Below are 17218 nucleotides of genomic sequence, written 5' to 3' on the forward strand. Positions count from 1 at the left end.
GAGCGATAAAAGATGAGCGCACTGAACGATATTTACAAGATCAAGGACGGCATTCGGACCAAACGGATATCGAGCTACGACCGCACGGGGGGCAACCAGGATTGCGTAACGATTCAGGCGGGCGAGACGGCCGTGCTGGCGGACATTCCCGGCGCGGGCATCATCAAGCATATTTGGATTACGGTCAACACTCTTGACAAGATGATTCGCCGCAATGCCGTGCTGCGCATGTATTGGGACGGAGAAACCGAGCCGAGCGTAGAGGCGCCTCTCGGCGACTTCTTCGGCCAAGGCTGGAGCGAAGAGTACCATTACATCTCTCTGCCGCTGGCGGCGGCACCTTCCGAGGGAAAAGCGCTGAACTGCTATTTCCCGATGCCTTTCGGCACCGGCGCGCGGATTACGCTGCAGAACGAGTCCGACGAACCGATCCGGTCGTTCTATTACTACATCGACTATGAGGAGCACCGCGAGGTGCCGGCTTCGATGGGCCGCTTCCACGCCTGGTGGAATCGCGAGTTGACCGAGGTGCATCCGGAAGCCGGGGAGACGGAATGGAGCGTCGTGGCTCAAGAAGGCAAAAATCCGAGCGACAAGAACAACTACCTGTTCGCAGATATCGAAGGCAAAGGCCACTTCGTCGGTGTTAACTACTTCGTAGAAAATCCGGGTCCGATGTGGTACGGAGAAGGCGATGACATGTGGCTCGTCGACGGCGAAGATTGGCCGGGCTCGCTGCACGGCACGGGAACGGAAGACTTCTTCAACAGTTCATGGTGTCCGAACGAGGTTTATTTGCACCCGTATTTCGGCTATGCCCGCGTGCCGGATAAACCGGGTTGGATGGGCCGTACGCACTGCTACCGGTTCATGCTTGAGGATCCGGTCTACTTCGAAAAGTCGCTGCGCGCGAGTATCGAGCACGGACACGACAACAATCTGACGCTCGATTTGTGCACCGTCTCCTACTGGTACCAGATGGAGCCGCATAAGGTATTCCCGGCTTTCCCGTCGAAGGAGAAGCGCCAGAACATGCCGGAAATAACGATGCGGGACGTCCACCTCTGGCGCCACGAATGGCGGCAGGCGCTCGGCGGCGGCACAAGGCTGTGGGGGAACGAACGGAAGGAGAAGCCTGCCAATGAGGGGAAATAAGACGTGACCGGAGTTTGGGGCGGCCGCGGCGCTGGCATTAACGCGGGTCGCGGCGATTGCCGGACTGACCGGAAAAACGGTGGAAGGCGCAAGCGCCTTTTCCTATCCGCTGATCTTCCTGCCGTTCGTCAGCTCGGCCTTTGTGCCGACCGATTCGATGCCGAAGGTCGTTCGCGCCTTTGCCGAGAACCAGCCGGTAACGTTTTGCCTAAGGCGTTTTTTTTGTATAGCTTCCTCATACATTTCCAACATATTTTCTCGGGTCTGGTGTTAACTTCAATTACCCAGGGTTTTAAATTTTGATCCATACCAATATCAATCCCGAAAAGCTGAATACCGGGATAATTTTTTTCGAGCTGCTCGCATATCCGGCTACCCAAGATGTTTAACTTCCGAATGATCTTTTTTTGAGTGATTCGATTGGTATACGGAGCTAGTAGGTTCTCGATGGATACTGCGGTTCCGCCACTGCGGATATTCGTTACAATTTTTTTAGGGTGAGCAGCGCGACCGACAAATCCTTCATTTCGCCAAGTATTATCCTTTTGTTTTGAAATCATTAAGCGAAGGTCAAACGGGCGTTTGTTCCACTGGAGCACGTCAATGCCCTGCTGCACGAGATAATCGGCACTCGCTCTATTTGCCAATACAAAATCAAAAGCTTTGTCTATCGATTGAAATCTCTTTTGTCGGGTTCCCACATGGACACGGAAATAGGTTTTTTTTTCGTGTTCCATCTTTCGAACCTGCATAACCCCCACGCCAAAAGCTCCTTGATTAGGTTTCAAATATACGGTCTGATAGCGAGTAAGCATGGTGAAGAAAGATTTTTTATTTAGTTTCATCGTGGCGGGAAGGTACATATGAATCTGGCTGTTCTTCTTTAATTCACGATAGTGATCCCATTTGATCCCTTTAGCAGGTCTTTTCGTTTTGATAGAAACGGCGGGAACGCTTGGTATCATGGATTAGTCTCCTTATATTCATGATTCCATATCCTATTCGGATAGCTGTAACGGGGCTATGGGGCATGGCCTATTTTGCTGGCAGCAACTTCTTTTATTGAATAAGTTGCTCATAAGAAGGAGTGAACGAATGTGATCAAAATAACGATCGCCGCTGTCGGAGATTTGCTGATGAAAAGTGAAATCATTGCCTCAGCTAAGAGATCGGGCGGTTATAGGTTCAGTCCTATTTTCGAAAAGGTTACGCCTTATCTGAAAAAACACGATTTAACAATTGGAAATCTGGAAACGACATTCTCCGGTAAAAGGCATTTGGGCGTTATCGGAAGCCGTCCAAAATGTAATTGTCCAAGAGAGAGAAGGAATCCGAGAACGGGTCTCCCTGTATTCAACTGTCCTGATGCTTTGGCATCAACACTGAAAAACGTAGGGTTTCATGTAGTAACGACCGCAAACAACCATTGTATGGACGGAGGACCAGCCGGATTAAAGCGAACATTGAAAATCCTCGATCAACAAGGGCTCAAGCATACGGGAACCTTTCGTTCCATCCAAGAAGCTAACCGTCATCTGATTATGCGTGTTAAGGGAATGAATATTGGGATTTTGGCTTATACGCAAGGGACGAATTCCATACAAGTACCTAATCGGTGGCTAGTTAACCGAATAGACCAAAAAAAGATGATAGCGGATATCCGCGAATTGAAGAAAAAAACGGATTTCATCATTGTATACCTGCATTTCGGGAAAGAGTATCAGTCATTTCCCGGCAAAGCTCAAAAGCAATTGATGCATTTTCTATTTAAACAAGGCGTGAATGTGGTTTTAGGCTCGCATCCTCATCTGCTTTACCCGGTAACACAGGCAAAAGTGAAAGACATCTATGGTCATGTACGAAATCGAGTTGCCGCTCCTTCTCTAGGTAACTTCGTTTCGACGAAACTGATAGGAAATAACAATACGGTACGGGGAATGATTTTGTCGTTGACCCTGACTAAAAATGACCAGGGGATAACAGATATCTTAAAAATTGACCGTTTCCCTACGGTCGTGGAGAAGAGAAAGGATAAAAAGACTGCTTACACAGTTATCAGGAGAATGGCATAGCGGAGAGATCATGGTTTGTACGGGAAACGATAGTTGAATAAGGAATAAACGCAAGAAGACGAAATAAGCTTCCCCAAGGATCCTGGCCGATCCAAAGGGAAGCCGCGCTGCGAGTATTTACTTAGGTCAATCTCTCAATGATAAGCGACGCGCTCGTGACAGGCGTTCCGCCGCCGATGCTCGCTTGCAATGTCTGAGCGCCCGTGTTGTCGATCCGATTGAGTGTCAGCGTTCCGCCGGCAGTCAACCGGGCGACGACTTGGCCCGGATATGGTTGGTTGCCCGCGCTCGAGCCGTAGTTGCTGCAAGGAACGAGTGCCGGTGGGTTCGGACCCGCGCCGTCAGGGTCGAAGAACAAACCGAAGGCGGAGTTGCCGGCAGTCGGGAACACTTCCCAAGTAATGCGATAAAATCCGGTCTTCAGGATGTTAACGGTGGAAGGCGCGGTAAAGGAAACGTCCGAAGAGTTAATCAAGGAGTTGTTGAACGTAACGGCTCCACCTTGGGCGCCGGGCGCGGGCGCGGCGGTCACAGTCTGGTCGACCGTGCTGCACAGGAAGGCGAACATATCCGGAGCAGCGGGGCCCGTGGGTCCGGGAGGACCTTGTATGCCTTCGGGACCTTGCGGTCCGGCGGGGCCGGCAGGACCGGCAGGACCAGCAGGTCCTTGTGCGCCTGTGGCGCCGGTTAATCCTTGAGGGCCTTGAGGGCCTTGAGGGCCTTGAGGGCCGGGAGGTCCGGGAGGACCTGGTAATCTACCCATCGGTTACGTGCACGCTCCTTGTTTAATGTGATCGGGCTGGGCTTAACGTCCGGCGAGGCTGCCCGCTCATACCCTATTCCAATCGAAACCGTTGCGTACCAATTCGAGATGCGTTTTTTTTGCATTGCGTTGTATTGTTGTCCATGCAGGTAAGGGGTGGTTTACATACCTTGATCTTATGAATCTTGCGATTTCTAGACGGAGGCCGACCATGACTATCAAAAAGGGGTTCGTAGGAATTCTTGTCGCGAATCGAGCGCAAAGAAAACACGTGCTGAACCAATATTTATCGTACAACGCAGCAGGAGTGAAGCTGATCTCCTTCACTCCGTCTTCTATCGATTGGAAACGCCGGACCGTGGTCGGATTGCACCGCGTTAAAGGAAGGTGGTCGATCGGCCGATTTCCTTTGCCCCAAGTCGTGTATAACCGTTGTTACGGCTCGGATCCTCTGCTAATCGAAAGGCTGGAGGCCACGATCGGAGGAGATCATTACTTTAATCATATTAATCAGCTGAACAAGCTGGATATTTACAACAAGCTGAATAGGTGGCTCGCGCCCAATCTGCCGGAGACGATTCCTTATGAAGAAGCGGACGTGATGAGCATGCTGGAGCGCCATATGGAGATTTATTTTAAGCCGCTCTTCGGTTGCATGGGCAAAGGGGTGTACCGAGCGGAGATGAATCCCTCGGGCGATATCCGTGTGGGCCAGCACTATTTCGCCCCTAAGACGGTGACGAGCGACCATGTCTTTTTCCAGGAGCATATGAAGAAGTTGGTTAGCTCCAATCCTTATATCGTGCAAAAGGGAATCCCGATTCGCCAAATCGACGGTCAGGTCTTCGATATCCGTGCTCTTGTTCAGAAGAACGAGCAGGGGCTGTGGTCCGTCACGAATCTCGTGAGCCGGATCGCCTATAAGGGAAGCTTTAATACGAGCATCTTCGTCAAAACCTGCTTATCGCAGGAAATTCTTAAGAAGCTGTATCCGCCAGACAAGGTTCAAGCCATCATGACTTCCATATACGACGTCAGCCTAAGAACGGCAGAGATCATCGAAATGGAGACCGATTATCATCTGGGCGAATTCAGCGTCGACGTCGCGTTGGACAGCGATGCGCATCCTTGGATTATCGAGTTGAACGGCAAGCCCCAGAAGGATCTGTACCGAGGCATTCCCAACCGGTCCGTCGTTTATCAGCGCCCGATTCAATATGCGAGGTACTTGTGCGGAAAGCCCTCTTTGTGATGATCAGTATATGGGTGAACGCTTGGACTTGTGACATTCGACGATCTCTCTTTTTTTAAGGCAGGATCGGCCAAAGACGGTAAAATGACCTTCTGTGGAGATGACGCGCGGCATCCTGTGGTTTCAGCGGGATATTCGAGCTTTTACCGTGGAAAACGGCACGAAGCTCAACCCGGTCGGGGACGCCAGCCACCTCGTTTGGGACCAAAAGCGATGACCACAACCAATGCCGCAAGGCATTGCGCCATTACTCCTTGCCAGTCGTCCCAGAGAGAAAGGGGGAAATAAAGGTCCGTGATGTTCAAGGCATTGTGGAACAAGATTGCCAGCAAGACGCTCCCTCGCGTGTGATTATAGACCCAGGTAATCAAAATGCTGTCCGCAATGGTTCCAAGCGCAAAAATGAAGAAAGGAGTGCTGGATTGAGAAGTCCCCTGTATGAAAAAGAACGGGAGATGCCACACGGTCCACAAGACGCCAAGGATAAGGCCCGCCCCCAGGGCACTATACCTTTCCTGTAGCTTTGGCAGCGCATATCCACGCCATCCCGGTTCCTCGCCGAACGGTCCGCCTGCGAGACTTCCCAGAAGAAACACAGGGACAATCAGCAACCAGGGATTGATGCCCGAGGGGAGAGAGAGCTCCTCGACCACGGACGGATGAGCCAAATCGAAGGAGGCCCCTCCCGGAAGAGATTGGCATGCCATGACAATCAGTGCGACAATAGCCGGTTCAAAGAGCACAAACAAGTACCACCAAGGGCTTACGCGCCAGTTGAACATTTGACGAAAAAAAGCACGCATGCCGCCCTTGCCGGTGGTTGTGGCTGTGAGAAGCAAGGCGGCAAGCAACGGGCCGATACTCCCAACATACGTGAAGGGAGTAATGAAACCGGAGGGGAGAGAGATGAGCCCATGCGAATGAAGAGCTACCGAACCCAGGAATAGCCATGTGATGGCGTAGGCCAATACAAAGTAAGCGACGAGCGGATGGGATTTCCATGCCCGAGACCGATTTTTCCTCTCGTTATCTTCCTGACCTTTTAGGTTTGCTTGCATGGTATCTGAGCAATCCTCCTCCTGTGCTTTTGTTTTCTGTTCATTTGGAAGTCCGTGTTCCTGCCGAATGAATGGATCCATTTCGGAATACCCGGCTCCCGGCCTGGATGTCATCGGCATGTTCAAAGCGGATAGAAATCGTTATCTTGCCTGCGACGAGACGGATCGGGACGGTGCGAATCGGCGCCGCAGCGTAGACCGGGTGTGAATCAGCATCATCGGCACGAGACGCTCCCTCCTGCGGCCGAGCCGGCGCCTGCCCTCGGGATGCAGAACGGACAGCAGCAGACGGAGATAGGCGGTCGTCAGATGTCCGAACGTCCTCGAACGGATTCGCCTGAGCTCGAACCCGAGGCCGTGAATCAAGCCGCGATGAAGGAGTGTTACGCCGATGAGCGCTTTTACCCGCGTCAGCTCAGGCCTCGTCTCGAGAGCGGAGCTGATCTGGGCAAGCGCGTCCCGGGCCGCCCGGGCCAGGATAAGGGCCGCCCGATCCGAGTCGCCGTCCCGGAGCAGCTCCACCACCATTTCGTTGTCGAGATGCAGCTCTCCGACCCAGTCCCCATCGTGAATCCAAGTACCGTCCTGGCATTGGAAGCAGGCGCCCCGGTATTTCGTCACCAGCAGCTTGCACACGCCGTGTCTGGACGTATGCGCGCTCCGCAGACGAGAGAAGAGGCCGAACGCCTTCTCCCACGTCATCCAGAGCGATCGCATCAGCCGCTTGCCGCTTGAGGTCCGCATCAGAACGTCCGGCGCTTGGTGAGCCACCAGCCGCCGGCCAGGAAGAGGCAGGCGAACAGCACGTTCCAGCCGAGCCCCTGCAGCAGCGAGTCGTTGAACAGCAGCGCCAGGAAGCCGTCGGCCAGGTGAACCCGCAGGGACGGAATCGAAGTCCCGACCGGAATCGCCGCCGCCAGCGCGGCCCACAGCGCCCAACCGATCCAGCTGCGGAGGCCGGAGAAAAGCAGGCTAAGCAACGATAGGAGCAGCATATAAACGACGAATTGATAGAGCAGAATGCCCAAGAAACCGAATCGGTCCCAGCCGAAGATCTCGATGATGTTAAAGTACAAGTCCCCGGTCGTTTTCAGCCAGCGGGTCTCGGCAAAGTACCAGATCGCATTGAGCAGGGAGAAGAATGCCGACCAGACGGCGTAGATCGCCAGCAATCCGATAAAATACTCCTTACGCGTCGCGCCGAAGCTTATGATTCGCTTGAAGTAGGCGGCCGGGAGCACCGTGGCGACGAAGATCAGAAAGACGGTCAGGATATTGCTGGTCGAAACCGGCATCCCTCCGCTATCTCCAGGCCCGATGGACAAGGTGACGATGAATTGGGAGATATAGCTCGCCGCGATAAGCCCGACGATGCAGATCAGATAGATCCGAAGCTGCAGGAACGACGCTTTCCATTGCGCTGCGACCTTGTTCAACTTGCCCGCCCCCCTTCAATCAAATACGCGAAAAATTTCTGCAGCGGCAACCCGTCGATCGTAATGCCCAGACTGGCCGCCCTCTCCCGCTCCGCTTTCCCGATCGAGTCGTACACGGCGACCAGCGAGCCGTTGCCGTAAGACTCCTCATAAATGACGCGCTTGCCGTTCGTGAACGACCGGATCGCTTCGCCGTTGCCCTGCAGCAGGTGCGCGTCCATACGGATGTTGTCCACCTCTTCGCTGAGCAGGATGCTGCCCGACTCGATGATGTAGATCCGCTCGACGACCGGCGCGATCTCGTCGATCAGGTGCGTCGATAGCAGAATCGTGCGCGGATGGTTCGCGTAATCTTCCAACAGCAGCTTATAAAATTTCTCCCGCATCAGCACATCCAGACCGAGCACCGGTTCATCGAAGATCGTCAGCGGAGCCCGGCTCGCCAGACCGACGATATTATTGACAAGCGACTCCATCCCCCTCGACAGCTGACGTATCTTCTTGTTCGGATTCAGCTTGAACGCCTGCAGCAGCTCCTCTGCGAACGGGGCGTCCCAATGCGGGTGGAAGGCGGAGGCAATCTGTAAAATTTCGCGGATTCGGGCTCCGCCGAAAAAGGCGTTCTTCTCGCGCACGTAACACATATGGCCCGGCGTATCGCCTTGCTTCAGCCTTGTGCCCGCTACCTCAATGTGGCCGCCGTCGGGGAATATGCCCCCGGCCATCATGTTGAGCAGCGTCGTCTTGCCCGCGCCGTTGCGGCCGAGCAGCCCATACAGCTTGTTCTCTTCCAGCTTCAGGTCCAACCGGCGGACCGCCGCCGTGCTGCCGTAGCTCTTGCTCACGTTGCGGCATTCCAAAATCGCGTTCATGATCGTTGGGTCAGCTCCTTTTTCCTTGTCGGATTCGTTCGATCACTTCGTCGATACTGAGGTTCAGTTTGTTCGCTTCCTCAAGCAGCTTTGTTACCAACTCGTTGAAAAAGCGGCTCTTGCGCTTCTCCAGAATGATCCTCTTCGCCTCTGCGGCCACATACATGCCAAGCCCTCTCTTCTTATACAGAATGCCTTCATTTACAAGCAGGGCGATCCCCTTTACGATCGTCGCCGGGTTGATCTGGAACGTCTTGGAGAACTGGGCGACGGAGATGATCTGATCCTCTTCGCGGTAAGTCCCGTTCAAGATGTCATCCTCGATCATGTCCGCGACTTGCATGAAGATCGGCTGCCCGTCGTCGAAGCTGGCCATCGTCACCACCCTATCGGTATGTTAGTGTTGTAACATACTATAATGCGAAGGAATCCGGGTGTCAACTGACCGACCGAATCTTTCTGTTAAACAATAAAATATATCTAATTCAATCTGTCCCGGACGCTCATTGGAATAAAGGAATTCCTGACTTTCAGCGGCCGTATTGCGGTCAGTATTCATGAATGGACAAAAAGGGCATTCAAGCAACTCCCGCGGAATTACTCGGCAAAGATCTCTGATTTCCTTGACGCCGCCGTCAGCGGTCGTGAATATATGCAAAAATAGGGGGATAGGAGCTTATCGCATGCACGGAAGAGGAAGGGCTTGAAAAACCGGATCAAATCGACTAGTATTTATGCAAACGTTAATCCAGAAGTTTGGAGAGGTTGCATCATGCCGGTCACGATCAAAGATATCGCAGCGGAGCTGGGGATTTCCGCCACGACTGTATCCCGCTCGCTCAAGAACGACGAGAGAATCTCCAAGGAAGTTCGCGAGCGGGTCACCAGGCTGGCGCAGAAAATGGGCTACCGGCCCAATCTGATGGCCAAGAGCCTCGTCAGCAATCGCACGGACACGATCGGCTTCCTGGTCGACAATTTGTCCTGGTCTTTCTTCAGCGAATTGGCGGAGTGCATCCAGAACGCGGCCGAGAAGCATCACTACTCGGTGTTCATCTACAGCAGCCAGAAGAGCGCGGAGCGGGAACGCGCCGGCGTGGAGCGGTTTCTGTCGCGGGGGATCGACGGGCTGCTGATCTTCGCGACGGAGGCGAAGGAGAACAACGAATATTACAGCGAGCTGTCCGGGCTGGGCATTCCCGTCGTCTTTTTCAACCATTTCAATCATCTGAGCGTCAACTGCGTCACGACGGACGACTACGACGGCGCGCGCAAGGCGCTGCGGCACCTGCTGGAGCTCGGCCATCGGCGGATCGGCTACATCGGCTCGCGGGAGGACAGCTCCTTCAAGCGCCAGCGGCTCGGCGCGTATCGGGACGCGCTGGCGGAAGCGGGCGCGTCGGACGCCGGACGATGGGTCGCGCTGGAAGAAGACGACCCGCTCTACGGATACCGGGTCGCGAAGGAATGGCTGACGGCGCGCGACGAGCGGCCGACGGCGATCTTCGCCCAGAACGATCTGCTGGCGTTCGGCGCGTGCCGGGCGATCGCCGAATTGGGGCTGCGCGTGCCCGACGACGTGTCGATTATCGGGTTCGACGATCTCGACACGTGCCAGTTCATGCATCCGCCGCTCACGACGGTCAAGATCCCGCTGCGCCAGCTCGCCGACGCCGCCATCCGGTTCCTCATCGAGCGAATCGGATCTGGGTCGTCGGAGGATGAAGAGGTGCGGCTAAAGACGACGCTCAGCCCGAACCTGATCGTGCGTCAATCGACCGCTCCCGCTCCGAAGTAATTCAAGCCGGCGCGGACCTCGATAATCGTCTTCTCAAGAGGTTTTTTCCGCACGTCGCTGACCGTAGGAGCCCGCCGATTCGGAGTCGGCGGCTTGGATCGAAGGAACCGTCCCCATTTTCGTGGGACGGTTTTTCTTTTTTCGGCATTGACACGAGAAGAGCGGATCACTTATATTGTTTATGCGAACGTTCGCATAAAGTAATACGAAGGTTGTAAGCGGTAAAAACAAATTGAATTGTGTCAACGTTATTTCATCCGCAATCATGGGAGGGGAAACCGATGGGGAATACGAAAATCCGCGTGGCCGTGCTCGGCCTGCACAATCACTATCACATCTATCCGATGGCCCGATACATCGCCCAAGGGACCGTGCCGGAGCTCGAATGGGCCGGCGTGTTCGACGAGCGGACGGCCCAGGCGGAAGCGTTCGCCTCGACGTACGGCTTGACCCGGGCATATCCGACGAGAGAAGCGCTGTTCGACGATCCGGACGTCGACGCGGTGCTCGTCATGAGCGACACGGGGGCGCATGAACGGGACGTCATCGATTGCGCGGCCCGCGGCAAGCACATTCTGCTCGACAAGCCGATCTCGATCACGACCGATCAGGCGGAGCGCATGGTGAAAGCGGCGGACGAAGCGGGCGTCGTCCTGATGATGGCCTACTTGATCCGTTATTTGCCGCCCTACATCAAAGCCAGGCAGCTGATCGAAGCGGGCGTGATCGGCAAGCCGCTGACGATGAAGATCTCGATCCGCTGTCCGCTCTCCTTCATCACCGATTCCCCCGATACGGCGGAGCCCGGCTGGTACGTCGACCCCAAGCGGGGCGGCTACGGGGGCTTCAACGACCACGGCATTCATTACACCGACATTATGCGGTACTTGCTCGGCAGCGAGCCGGTCCGGGTTTTCGGGCAGGTCGCCAATCTGAAGCATCAAGAGCTGGAAGTGGACGATTACGGCGTCTGCGTCGTCACGATGGACGAAGGCCAGATCGTTACCGTCGAGAGCACATGGCACGCGCCGGGCTGGTATGCGCCGATGACGAGCCAGGAGGAATGCCTGATCGTGGGCACGGAGGGCGAAATCCATATCCACTATCAGAAGAGCCCGCAGATGGAAGTGTCCGGAAAAGGAATCGAGGGACGCGACTATTACGATTGGCAGGGCGACGACCGGTACGAGATCTGCTATAAAGACTGTCTGGCGGACTTCGCGGACGTCGTTCGGGGACGGAAGCCGGTGGCGGTCGGCGGAGCGGACGGCTTGAAGGCGCTGCGCGTTATCGAAGGAGCATACCGATCGTCCGCAACGGGCCAAGTCGTCGACTTAACGCAATAACGGGGAGGGTTAAACAGCATGGAACAAGTTCGCATCGGTATTATCGGAGCGGGACGGATCTCGCACGTGATGAGCGCGGCTCACGCCCAGGTTCCCGAGTCCAAGCTTGCCGGCGTGTTCGACGTCGTTCCGGAGGCTTCGGAGCGGCTGGCGCGCAAATTCGACATTCCTCACATTTTCTCCAGCTACCAGGATATGCTCGCTTCGGACGAGATCGACGCCGTGCTCGTCTGCACGCCGACGTTCCTGCACGAGCAGATCGTCATCGACGCGGCGAACGCCGGCAAGCACGTGTTCTGCCAGAAGCCGATGGCGCTTACGGTCGAACAGTGCGAGCGGATGAACGAGGCGGCTTTGCGCAACGGAGTGAAGCTGCAGGTCGGCTTCATGATCCGCTTCACGCCTCCCTTCGTCGAAGTGAAGGAACGCATCGACAGCGGCGAGATCGGCGACATCATCGCGATCCGTTCGGCGGTGTTCGGCTGGGAGCCGACGGCGGAATGGTTTTACGATCCGAACCAAGGCGGCGGCCTGCTGATCGACACGATCATCCATACGTTCGATCTGTACCGCTGGTACGCGGGCGAAGTCGCTTCCGTCTTCGCGGACGGCGGAGCGTACGTGTTCGATGGAGCGCGCAAGCACGGCACGCCGGACAACATCATGTGCCAGATGAAGTTCGAGAACGGCGCGGTGGGCAGCATTTACGGCAGCTGGTCGAGCGGCTACGGCGACAAAACGATGGAGATTTACGGCACCAAGGGCTCGTTCTTCATCGATCTGATGGAAGCGCAAGGGGGCCGGGCTTTCATCAAAAAGAATCAAGCGGCGCCTTCTCCGGCGGAGGGCTGGAACAACCTCGGCGTGCTGTGGAAGTTCGGCTATCAGCAGGAGGCCCGTCACTTCACGCACAGCATTCTCGGACGGGTCGCTCCGTCGGCGACGGGGACCGACGCGGTGGAAGCGCAGAAGCTCGCCATGCTGGCGGACCGTTCGATCCGCACGGCCGAAGTGCTTCGCGTGCAGGGAGCCGGCCGATGATCGGAGTGGGGGTCGTCGGCACCGGATTCTGGGCGCGAATGACGCACCTCCCGGCTTTTCGCTCGATCGAGGGATTCGAGCTGAAAGCGGTGACATCGGGCCGTCCGGAAAACGCGCAGCGCGCGGCCGCCGACTTCGGCATCCCGGCGGCGCATGCCGACTATCGGGAGCTGGTGCGCGATCCGGACGTCGCGGTGGTCGACATCTGCGCGCCGAACGACCTGCACGCCGAGATCGCGCTGGCCGCGTTCGCGGAAGGAAAGGACGTCATCTGCATCAAGCCGCTGGCGACGAATGTACGCGACGCTTACCGGATGGTGAACGAAGCGGAGAAGCGGGGACGCAAGCTTTGCTACGCGGAGAACGTGCCGTTCATTCCGGCGCTCGTCCGGCTGAAGGAGCTGATCGACGGCGGCCTGTACGGGGAACTGTTCCGCTACAAGGCGTGCGAAGGCATCGGTTCGCTTCACGCGTCCTGGTTCTCCGATCCGGAACGTGCCGGCGGCGGCTCGATCATCGACATGGCCGTGCACGGCTTGTCGTTCCTGCAATGGATGGCGGGCGGCCGCAAGGCGGTCAAGATCCATGCGGAGGCGGGCACGTTCCTGCACCGGCAGCAGGCGGAAGACACGTCGGTCATCGTCATGCGCTTCGAAGACGGGGCGATCGGCCAGACGGAGGACGGCTGGTCTTTGGCCGGCGGCTATGATTCGCGGTTCGAGGTGTTCGGCACGAAGGGCCATGCGCTGGTCGATCTGCTGTACAGCCACCCGATCCGCTCGGTCGTCGGCAGCTCGGCGGAAGGCGGAGCGACGGCGTCGCTGCTTCATCCGATCGACGATCATTTTGTCAAAGACGGGCATTTGAACATGATGACGCACTTCCGGGATTGTCTGACAAAGGGGACGCCCTGCCGCTCTTCGGGAGCGGAAGGCTACGAAATGATGGAGTGGGTGGATGCGGCTTACCGTTCCGTGCGGACGGGGGAGCCGATTCGACTGAACGCGGGAGGGAGTGCGGCGAATGGCTAAATTGAGAGTAGGCATGATCGGATATGAGCACGTTCACGCCGATTTTCGGTCGAAGGCGCTGAGCGAGATGGAAGAGGTCGAGATCGTCGCGGTAGCCGATTCGGACCGGACGCGCGGCGAGGCCGCGGCTGCTCGTTACGGCGGAGATCGCTACGACGATTATCGCAAGGTGCTGGAACGCAAGGACATCGACTTTGTCTTCATCCATTCCGCCAATGGCGATCATAAGGAGATGGTGCTGGAGACGGCCGCCGCCGGCAAGTCTCTGTTCTGCGAGAAGCCGATGGCGACGAGCGCGGCCGACGCGCTGACGATGACGGAGGCCGTCGAGCGGGCGGGCGTGCGCCATACGCTGGGCTTCTGCAGCCGCTTCATTCCGGAAGCGGAACGCGCCAAGGAAGTGATCGCCAGCGGGCTGATCGGCCGAATGATCAGTCTCCGGGGAGTCATCGGGCTGGCCGGCATTGCGGAGATCGGGTGCCCGGACTATATGACCGACTGGATGGTCGATCCGGTCCGCGGCGGCGGCGGCGCGCTGATCGACGAAGGCGCGCATGCCATCGACCTGCTGCGCTGGTACGGAGGCGACATCTCGGCGGTGTCCAGCATGACGGCGAACATCGACAAGCCGCAGCTTCGGGTGGAAGACAACGCCGCAACGGCACTGCAGTTCGCGAACGGCGCGCTCGGCACGCTGAACACGCTGTGGAGCCTGCACATCGACGTCGGCATGCGCAACACGCTGGAGCTGTACGGAACGGAAGGCACGATCCTGCTCGAACTGACGAGCAAGCATCCGAAGCTGCAAGTCTACTCCGAACACCTGGGGGGACTGGCGAACGGAAGCTGGTTCGAGCCCCACATCAAGCCCAAAGAAGCGGAGCCGCACGATTATCAAGGCTGGCCTACGCATGCGCAGCACTACAAGCGGGAAGTAACCGACATCATCGGTTGCTTGCGCGAGGACCGTCCGTTCCGCGCGAACTTCCGCGACGGCCTTCATGTGGCGGAAGCGACGGAAGCCGGATACCGGTCGGCCCGGGAGAGAAGATGGATCTCGCTCGGAGAAAGGTGAAAGGAACCATCGCATCGCCAACTAAAGGGGAGGTTTTTGTAAATGAAAACAAAAAAGCTCCGTTTGGCCTTGATTCTGGCATCCGCCGCACTTCTGTCCGCTTGCGGCTCGAACGGTAACGGCGCGGATTCATCTTCTTCCGCTTCGCCTGCCGCCTCCGGCGGTTCCGGAAGCTCCGGCAGCGGCGGCGGAAAAGTAACGCTGACGATCTCCCGCTGGGCGGGGCCGCACGCCGACGACCAGAAGGAGATGCTGAAGCAGTTCGAGCAAGAGACCGGCATCACCGTCAAGATGGACGATGTCGACTACGCGCAGCTTCAGCAGAAGCAGACGCTGAACCTGTCGAACAAAACCGGCGAATACGACCTGGTCTGGGCGCAGGAGATTTGGATTCCCGAATATATCAAGAACGGCTACCTGCTGCCGATCGACGATTATGTGAAGGACGACAGCCTTAACCCGAAGGACTTCGACTTCGCCGATTACAATCCGAATCTGATCAAGATCGTGACGGCGGACGGCAAGCTGTACGGCCTGCCGACCTTCATTCAGCTTCCGATCATGGTCTACAACAAGGATATGCTGCAGGCGGAAGGACTCACGCCGCCGAAGACGTGGGACGAGACGCTGGCGGTCGCGAAGCACTTCCACGACAAGGGCACCGGCATCGCGCTGCCCGCCAAGCAAGGGCAGGCGGCGGTGGACGTGTTCACGTCGCTCGTCCGCTCCAACGGCGGCGACTATTACGGAACCGACGGCAAGCTGAACCTGTCCGGCCAGGCCAACGTGGAGGCGGCCCGGTTCTGGAAGGACTTGAACGCCGTCGCGATGAACGGGAGCGCGACCTGGCACTATGACGAAGTGACCAAGGCGGTTCAATCCGGGCAGGCGCCGATCGGCCTGACGGTCTCCGGGCAGGTCGGTTCCCTCGAAGACCAGGCCAATTCGTCCGTGGCCGGCAAGATCGGCTATGCCCCGCTGCCCTACAGCAAGCAGCCGTTCGGCACGCTCTCGGTCTGGAACTGGTGCGTGGCGGCGGACAGCAAGCATCCCAAGGAAGCCTATGAATTGGCGGCCTGGCTGACAAGCAAGGAGACGGAAAAGGCGATGAGCCTCAAAGACGGGCAGATGCCCGGCCGGCAATCGCTGTTCAGCGATCCGGAGCTGTCGGCGAAATATCCGTTTTTCCCGGCCGTCGGCGAAGCGATGAAGCAGGCGGATACGCAGCCGCTCAGCGCGGACGCTCCGAAGCTGATGGATGGACTGGCCACCGCATTGTCCGCGATCGCCGTGGGCAATACGGACCCGCAAGCGGCGCTCGCCCAAGTCCAGCAGGATATGGCCTCCGCATCCGGCCAGTAGTTCCCATGCCGGCACAGACGCCCGCGGAAGCGCGCGGCGTTTGCGCCGGCCGACATCAGAAGGGAGGTTAGCCATGGCCGCCAAATCCAAATCTTCCTATCTCGCCGGGTTTCTCGTGCTGCCGGCGGCGGCGGTCGTCGTCCTGGCCATGATCGTGCCGCTCGGCTATGCCGTCGTCATGAGTCTGTTCGATTTCGCTCCCGGGAAGGAAACGGCCGGCGTCTTCGTCGGCTTGCATTATTACGCGGCTTTCTTCCAGGATCACGTCGCGCTGAAGTCGCTGCTCGTCACGCTGATCTTTACGGCGGCGGCGCTTGGCTTGGAGCTTGCCATCGGCATCGGCATGGCCGTCGTGCTGGCCGGTCTGCCGGATCGGCTGTCCCGGATCCTCCGGGCCGTCTACTCGATGCCGCTGCTCGTCTCGCCGATCATCGTCGGTCTGATCTGGCGCTATCTGTACGATCCGACGTTCGGACTCGTCTATCAATGGCTCAAAGCGTTCGGCCTGGAGCACTTCGGCGGGCTGTCCAAGCCGGGCACGGCGCTCTTCTGCGTCATCGTCGCCGACGTGTGGCAGACGACGCCGTTCATCCTGCTGGTCGTCACCTCCGGCCTGACGACGGTTCCTCACGAGGTATACGAGGCGGCGCGGATCGACGGCGCCGGCTTCTGGCGGACGCTCTTCCGCATTACGCTGCCGATGATCGGCAAAGTCATCCTGCTCGTCACGCTGATCCGCGGGACGGACGCGTTCCGGGTGTTCGACATCATCTATGCGCTGACGGGCGGCGGACCGGCGAACTCGACGCTGTCGCTCAGCATTTACGCGTTCAAGCAAGGCTTCGAGCAGTATCGGATGGGCTACGCGATGGCCATCTCGCTCATCACCATGCTGGTGCTGATTCTGCTGTTCGCGCCGCTCGTGAAACGTTCTTCTTATATGGAACAAAGCTAGAG

At 57.3% G+C, this 17218-nt stretch carries 17 protein-coding genes and 1 pseudogene; 11 read left to right on the top strand and 7 right to left on the bottom strand.

From position 1 onward, the window contains the following. Nucleotides 1–12 precede the first annotated feature (12 nt). The gene (locus H7C18_RS21170; RefSeq protein ID WP_185131099.1) at nucleotides 13–1155 is read left to right on the top strand and encodes a glycoside hydrolase family 172 protein; all 1143 of its coding nucleotides are present in this window, start codon (nucleotides 13–15) and stop codon (nucleotides 1153–1155) included. 31 nt (nucleotides 1156–1186) lie between these two features. Beyond that, nucleotides 1187–1357: pseudogene (locus H7C18_RS34850) on the top strand (ABC transporter permease); the annotation flags it as partial. Here the strand turns inward: H7C18_RS34850 and H7C18_RS21175 are convergent. Beyond that, a complete protein-coding gene (locus H7C18_RS21175; RefSeq protein WP_185131100.1) occupies nucleotides 1284–2120 on the bottom strand; it encodes a YheC/YheD family protein in 837 nt (278 codons plus the stop codon). The pseudogene H7C18_RS34850 and the gene H7C18_RS21175 overlap by 74 nt on opposite strands. A gap of 132 nt (nucleotides 2121–2252) precedes the next feature. Between H7C18_RS21175 and H7C18_RS21180 the strand changes: the two genes are divergently transcribed. Beyond that, nucleotides 2253–3227 (top strand): CapA family protein, encoded by a 975-nt coding sequence (locus tag H7C18_RS21180; protein ID WP_185131101.1) that lies wholly within the window; start codon nucleotides 2253–2255, stop codon nucleotides 3225–3227. 121 nt (nucleotides 3228–3348) lie between these two features. Here the strand turns inward: H7C18_RS21180 and H7C18_RS21185 are convergent, their stop codons facing one another. After that, nucleotides 3349–3795: a collagen-like protein gene (locus tag H7C18_RS21185; RefSeq protein WP_238357868.1), complete on the bottom strand. Its 447-nt coding sequence runs from the start codon at nucleotides 3793–3795 to the stop codon at nucleotides 3349–3351. 406 nt (nucleotides 3796–4201) lie between these two features. On the opposite strand from H7C18_RS21185, the gene H7C18_RS21190 reads away from it, so the two are divergent. Further along, on the top strand, nucleotides 4202–5242 hold the full coding sequence (locus H7C18_RS21190; RefSeq protein ID WP_238357859.1) for a YheC/YheD family endospore coat-associated protein: 1041 nt from the start codon (nucleotides 4202–4204) through the stop codon (nucleotides 5240–5242). A 167-nt stretch (nucleotides 5243–5409) separates the two neighbouring features. Here H7C18_RS21190 and H7C18_RS21195 read toward each other — a convergent pair whose 3' ends face one another. The 5 genes from H7C18_RS21195 to H7C18_RS21215 are packed head-to-tail and all read right to left on the bottom strand — an operon-like array spanning nucleotide 5410 to nucleotide 8984. Further along, nucleotides 5410–6381 carry a CPBP family intramembrane glutamic endopeptidase gene (locus tag H7C18_RS21195; RefSeq protein ID WP_185131104.1) on the bottom strand — a complete coding sequence of 324 codons (972 nt, stop codon included), beginning with the start codon at nucleotides 6379–6381 and terminating at the stop codon, nucleotides 5410–5412. Between the two features lie 60 nt (nucleotides 6382–6441). Then, nucleotides 6442–7071: a YkoP family protein gene (locus H7C18_RS21200; RefSeq protein WP_337913856.1), complete on the bottom strand. Its 630-nt coding sequence runs from the start codon at nucleotides 7069–7071 to the stop codon at nucleotides 6442–6444. Then, nucleotides 7044–7736 (bottom strand): hypothetical protein, encoded by a 693-nt coding sequence (locus tag H7C18_RS21205; RefSeq protein ID WP_185131105.1) that lies wholly within the window; start codon nucleotides 7734–7736, stop codon nucleotides 7044–7046. Before H7C18_RS21205 ends, H7C18_RS21200 begins: the two co-directional genes overlap by 28 nt. Continuing rightward, nucleotides 7733–8608 carry an ATP-binding cassette domain-containing protein gene (locus tag H7C18_RS21210; protein ID WP_185131106.1) on the bottom strand — a complete coding sequence of 292 codons (876 nt, stop codon included), beginning with the start codon at nucleotides 8606–8608 and terminating at the stop codon, nucleotides 7733–7735. Before H7C18_RS21210 ends, H7C18_RS21205 begins: the two co-directional genes overlap by 4 nt. A 10-nt stretch (nucleotides 8609–8618) precedes the next feature. Then, entirely contained in the window at nucleotides 8619–8984 is a 366-nt protein-coding gene (locus H7C18_RS21215) for a GntR family transcriptional regulator (protein ID WP_185131107.1), read from the bottom strand. A gap of 396 nt (nucleotides 8985–9380) precedes the next feature. On the opposite strand from H7C18_RS21215, the gene H7C18_RS21220 reads away from it, so the two are divergent. The 7 genes from H7C18_RS21220 (at nucleotide 9381) to H7C18_RS21250 (ending at nucleotide 17216) form a co-directional block, all read left to right on the top strand. Continuing rightward, entirely contained in the window at nucleotides 9381–10406 is a 1026-nt protein-coding gene (locus tag H7C18_RS21220; RefSeq protein ID WP_185131108.1) for a LacI family DNA-binding transcriptional regulator, read from the top strand. Between the two features lie 281 nt (nucleotides 10407–10687). Next, nucleotides 10688–11752 (top strand): Gfo/Idh/MocA family protein, encoded by a 1065-nt coding sequence (locus tag H7C18_RS21225; protein ID WP_185131109.1) that lies wholly within the window; start codon nucleotides 10688–10690, stop codon nucleotides 11750–11752. An 18-nt stretch (nucleotides 11753–11770) separates the two neighbouring features. Beyond that, the gene (locus H7C18_RS21230) at nucleotides 11771–12793 is read left to right on the top strand and encodes a Gfo/Idh/MocA family protein (RefSeq protein ID WP_185131110.1); all 1023 of its coding nucleotides are present in this window, start codon (nucleotides 11771–11773) and stop codon (nucleotides 12791–12793) included. Next, nucleotides 12790–13824 carry a Gfo/Idh/MocA family protein gene (locus tag H7C18_RS21235; protein WP_185131111.1) on the top strand — a complete coding sequence of 345 codons (1035 nt, stop codon included), beginning with the start codon at nucleotides 12790–12792 and terminating at the stop codon, nucleotides 13822–13824. Before H7C18_RS21230 ends, H7C18_RS21235 begins: the two co-directional genes overlap by 4 nt. Next, complete coding sequence (locus tag H7C18_RS21240) at nucleotides 13817–14899, top strand: Gfo/Idh/MocA family protein (RefSeq protein ID WP_185131112.1); 1083 nt, start codon at nucleotides 13817–13819, stop codon at nucleotides 14897–14899. The genes H7C18_RS21235 and H7C18_RS21240 overlap by 8 nt, the downstream gene beginning before the upstream one ends. 42 nt (nucleotides 14900–14941) lie before the next feature. Next, a complete protein-coding gene (locus H7C18_RS21245; RefSeq protein ID WP_185131113.1) occupies nucleotides 14942–16261 on the top strand; it encodes an ABC transporter substrate-binding protein in 1320 nt (439 codons plus the stop codon). Between the two features lie 73 nt (nucleotides 16262–16334). After that, nucleotides 16335–17216 carry a carbohydrate ABC transporter permease gene (locus H7C18_RS21250; protein ID WP_185131114.1) on the top strand — a complete coding sequence of 294 codons (882 nt, stop codon included), beginning with the start codon at nucleotides 16335–16337 and terminating at the stop codon, nucleotides 17214–17216. The last annotated feature ends 2 nt before the right edge of the window (nucleotides 17217–17218 follow it).

Source organism: Cohnella zeiphila (assembly GCF_014212055.1).
GTDB classification, from domain to species: Bacteria; Bacillota; Bacilli; order Paenibacillales; family Paenibacillaceae; genus Cohnella; species Cohnella zeiphila.

What these genes read in the sequence shown, in the direction of transcription:
- H7C18_RS21225 (WP_185131109.1), top strand. Translation starts at nt 10,688, where the DNA reads ATGGGGAATACGAAAATCCGCGTGGCCGTGCTCGGCCTGCACAATCAC.
- H7C18_RS21215 (WP_185131107.1), bottom strand. Translation starts at nt 8,984, where the DNA reads ATGGCCAGCTTCGACGACGGGCAGCCGATCTTCATGCAAGTCGCGGAC.
- H7C18_RS21220 (WP_185131108.1), top strand. Translation starts at nt 9,381, where the DNA reads ATGCCGGTCACGATCAAAGATATCGCAGCGGAGCTGGGGATTTCCGCC.
- H7C18_RS21235 (WP_185131111.1), top strand. Translation starts at nt 12,790, where the DNA reads ATGATCGGAGTGGGGGTCGTCGGCACCGGATTCTGGGCGCGAATGACG.
- H7C18_RS21185 (WP_238357868.1), bottom strand. Translation starts at nt 3,795, where the DNA reads ATGTTCGCCTTCCTGTGCAGCACGGTCGACCAGACTGTGACCGCCGCG.
- H7C18_RS21190 (WP_238357859.1), top strand. Translation starts at nt 4,202, where the DNA reads ATGACTATCAAAAAGGGGTTCGTAGGAATTCTTGTCGCGAATCGAGCG.
- H7C18_RS21170 (WP_185131099.1), top strand. Translation starts at nt 13, where the DNA reads ATGAGCGCACTGAACGATATTTACAAGATCAAGGACGGCATTCGGACC.
- H7C18_RS21245 (WP_185131113.1), top strand. Translation starts at nt 14,942, where the DNA reads ATGAAAACAAAAAAGCTCCGTTTGGCCTTGATTCTGGCATCCGCCGCA.
- H7C18_RS21175 (WP_185131100.1), bottom strand. Translation starts at nt 2,120, where the DNA reads ATGATACCAAGCGTTCCCGCCGTTTCTATCAAAACGAAAAGACCTGCT.
- H7C18_RS21195 (WP_185131104.1), bottom strand. Translation starts at nt 6,381, where the DNA reads ATGGATCCATTCATTCGGCAGGAACACGGACTTCCAAATGAACAGAAA.
- H7C18_RS21210 (WP_185131106.1), bottom strand. Translation starts at nt 8,608, where the DNA reads ATGAACGCGATTTTGGAATGCCGCAACGTGAGCAAGAGCTACGGCAGC.
- H7C18_RS21240 (WP_185131112.1), top strand. Translation starts at nt 13,817, where the DNA reads ATGGCTAAATTGAGAGTAGGCATGATCGGATATGAGCACGTTCACGCC.
- H7C18_RS21250 (WP_185131114.1), top strand. Translation starts at nt 16,335, where the DNA reads ATGGCCGCCAAATCCAAATCTTCCTATCTCGCCGGGTTTCTCGTGCTG.
- H7C18_RS21230 (WP_185131110.1), top strand. Translation starts at nt 11,771, where the DNA reads ATGGAACAAGTTCGCATCGGTATTATCGGAGCGGGACGGATCTCGCAC.